Genomic DNA, 2,877 nt, shown 5'->3' with positions numbered 1-2,877 from the left:
CCGCGTCATGTAGGCGCGGTCGGCCGCGAAGGCCAGCTCGGCCAGCATGCCCACGAAGCAGGAGCCGGGCTCGATCAGCGCGAACAGCGTGCGCGAGGACACATCGAGCCGCGCAAAGCTGCGGCGCAGCAGGCCCAGCGTCTCGCGCGCCAGCCAGTGGTCCTGGTGGGCCAGCAGGGCTGCGTCTGCGGCCAGCACGGCGGCGGCATCGCCTTCGGTCTTGAGCAGCCAGGTGCCCACGTCCAGCTCGTTGGTGCGCAGGTGCAGGATGGCGTCGTCCAGCTCGCGGCCCATGGCCAGTGGCCACCAGGCGTCGCCAGCCTGCTCGATGGCTTCGATGGTGGCCGGCTGCGGGCCTTGCCCAAGCGTGGGCGCCTTCACGGTCAGCGTGGCGCTGCGGCGCGCGCGGTCGATCTGCACGCTGACATGGCGGTAGTGCAGCGCGTCGTCCGTGGCCTCGCGCTCCAGGCGCGTGAGCGTGATGCCCTGCGCGTTGGCGGGGCGCGTGCTGCCCTCGGCCAGGCGCTGCGCGCGCTGGGCCACCACGGCCTCGAACTGCGCGGGCTTGGCCACGGCATCGACCAGGCGCCAGTCCACGGCGCGCTGGCCGCGCACGCCTTCCACGCTGGTGCAGAAGATGTCGGCCAGGTCATGGCGCACATGGCGCTTGTCGGTCACGCGGGTGAGGCCGCCCGTGCCGGGCAGCACGCCCAGCAGCGGCACCTCGGGCAGGGAGACGGAGGAGGAGCGGTCGTCGATCAGCACGATGTCGTCGCAGGCCAGGGCCAGCTCGTAGCCGCCGCCCGCGCAGGCGCCATTGACGGCGGCCAGGAACTTCAGGCCCGAGTGGCGCGAGCTGTCCTCGATGCCGTTGCGCGTCTCGTTCGTGAACTTGCAGAAGTTCACCTTCCAGGCATGGCTGGACACGCCCAGCATGAAGATGTTGGCGCCCGAGCAGAAGATGCGGTCGCGCCCGCTGGTGACGATGACGGTGCGCACCTGCGGATGCTCGAAGCGGATGCGGTTGAGCGCGTCGTGCAGCTCGATGTCCACGCCCAGGTCGTAGCTGTTGAGCTTGAGCTTGTAGCCGGGCCGTATGCCGCCGTCCTCGGCGATGTTCAGCTGCATGCGGGCGATGGCGCCCTCGACGGTGAACGACCAGTGGCGGTACTGGGCGGGCTCGGTGCGGTAATCGACAGTGGGGCTGGACGGGTGCATGGACGGCCTCTTGGATGAAAAATAGTGCAGTCGCAGATACGGTGCAGGCACAATTATGCAGATTCGCTCAGAAAATGCACGCAGCAACACGCACGATAGTGCGTGTTTGGACCATATCCAGGGTAAACACCAGCCAGCACAGGCGAAAAAAATCCAGGCCTGGGGCCTGGATGCCGTGGGTTGTGCTGCCGCCGTCTCAGCGTGCGGGCAGGAACAGTGCCTTCAACTGATCGAAGCTCTGCTCCAGCGTCTGCCCGCTGGTATCCACCACGTGGTCGGCCTTGGCGTAGAAGCCGGCGCGGCCTTCGAGGATGCTGCGCAGATCGTCCATGGCCTCGGGATTGGCGGCCATGGGGCGGGTGTCGCCCTGGGCCACGACGCGGGCCATGTGCTCCTCGGGCTGGGCCTTGAGCCAGACCGTGGTGCAGTGCGACAGCAGCTCGTTGAAGGTGGCCGGGTCGGAGACGATGCCGCCCGGCGTGGCGATGACCACGTCGCTGTAGATCTGCACGGCTTCCTCCAGCGCACGGCGCTCGTAGCGGCGGTAGGCGTTGGCACCGTACAGGTCGTGGATGGCGCGCACGCTGCAGCCCGCAATGCGCTCGATTTCCTGGTTGAGTTCGAGGAAGGGCACGCCCAGCTGCTCGGCCAGCATGCGGCCCAGCGTGGACTTGCCCGCGCCGCGCAGTCCGATCAGGGCGATGCGCGTGTGGCGCTGACGGTCGCTGGGCGCCGTGCCCAGCAGCTCGCCTGCGGCGAGGCGCACGCGGCGCAGATCCTCTTCATTGCGGCCTTCCAGCAGCTCGCGGATCAGCAGCCATTCGGCGCTGGTGGTGGTCACGTCGCCCAGCAGCTCGGCCATGGAGCATTGCAGGGCCTGTGCAATATGGTGCAGGACCAGCACCGACACATTGCCCGTGCCGTATTCGAGGTTGGCCAGGTGGCGCTCCGAGACATCGGCCGCCGCCGCCAGGGCGCGCCGCGTCATGCCCCGGCGCGAGCGCAGGTTGCGCACACGCTCGCCCAGCGCCTGCAGCACCTGGTTCCTGGGGGCTTCTGAGAGGGAATCCGCCGCCCCGGCGGACTGGGCTGCCGTCTCGAACTGGTCCATAGAGTTTCCTTGAAGAGGGCGTGAATGATAAACAGTCGGGGTTAACACCAGCCATGCAATATAGTGCTTGACGCTCGGTGGTGTTCTAACTATCTTTCCGGTGCACGCACAATATTGCATGTTGCGCGGAAGATCACAAGTCGGGCCGGATGCCCGATGTCGAAGGAGACCCCGATGATCGACTTCACCCAGCCCTTCAATTTCGCCGCGCACCTGTTCGCGCTCAATGAGGGGCGGCCCGGCAAGATCGCCTACATCGACGACCACGGCACGCTGAGCTACGGCCAGCTGCAGCAGCAGGCGCAGCGCATGGCCAGCGGCCTGCTGGCGGCGGGCATCCACCGCGAGGAGCGCGTGCTGCTGCTCATGCACGACCGCCATGAATGGGCCGTGGCCTTTCTGGGCGCACTGTATGCGGGCGTGGTGCCGGTGGCGGTGAACACCTTGCTCACGGCCGACGACTACGCCTACATGCTGGGCCACAGCCGCGCCCAGGCCGTGCTGACCTGCGATGCGCTGCTGCCCCTGCTGCGCCAGGCGCTGGACCG

At 67.8% G+C, this 2,877-nt stretch carries 3 protein-coding genes; 1 reads left to right on the top strand and 2 read right to left on the bottom strand.

The window, feature by feature from the left end; translation table 11 throughout:
• A partial coding sequence (locus L995_RS00740) for an enoyl-CoA hydratase-related protein (RefSeq protein WP_047468182.1) occupies window positions 1–1,218 on the bottom strand: 1,218 nt, incomplete at its 3' end.
• Between the two features lie 196 nt (window positions 1,219–1,414).
• Window positions 1,415–2,329 (bottom strand): helix-turn-helix transcriptional regulator, encoded by a 915-nt coding sequence (locus L995_RS00735; RefSeq protein ID WP_047468179.1) that lies wholly within the window; start codon window positions 2,327–2,329, stop codon window positions 1,415–1,417.
• Between the two features lie 174 nt (window positions 2,330–2,503).
• Between L995_RS00735 and L995_RS00730 the strand changes: the two genes are divergently transcribed.
• Window positions 2,504–2,877 (top strand): AMP-binding protein (locus L995_RS00730; protein WP_047468176.1); only part of this gene is annotated, 374 nt, incomplete at its 3' end.

The organism is Delftia sp. ZNC0008, assembly GCF_000799035.1.
Classification (GTDB): Bacteria; Pseudomonadota; Gammaproteobacteria; order Burkholderiales; family Burkholderiaceae_C; genus Comamonas; species Comamonas tsuruhatensis.
This window is presented reverse-complemented; position numbering and strand designations above follow the sequence as displayed.

Bases quoted from the DNA above. Each gene is read 5' to 3' on its own strand.
- L995_RS00735 (WP_047468179.1), bottom strand. From the start codon at position 2,329: ATGGACCAGTTCGAGACGGCAGCCCAGTCCGCCGGGGCGGCGGATTCC.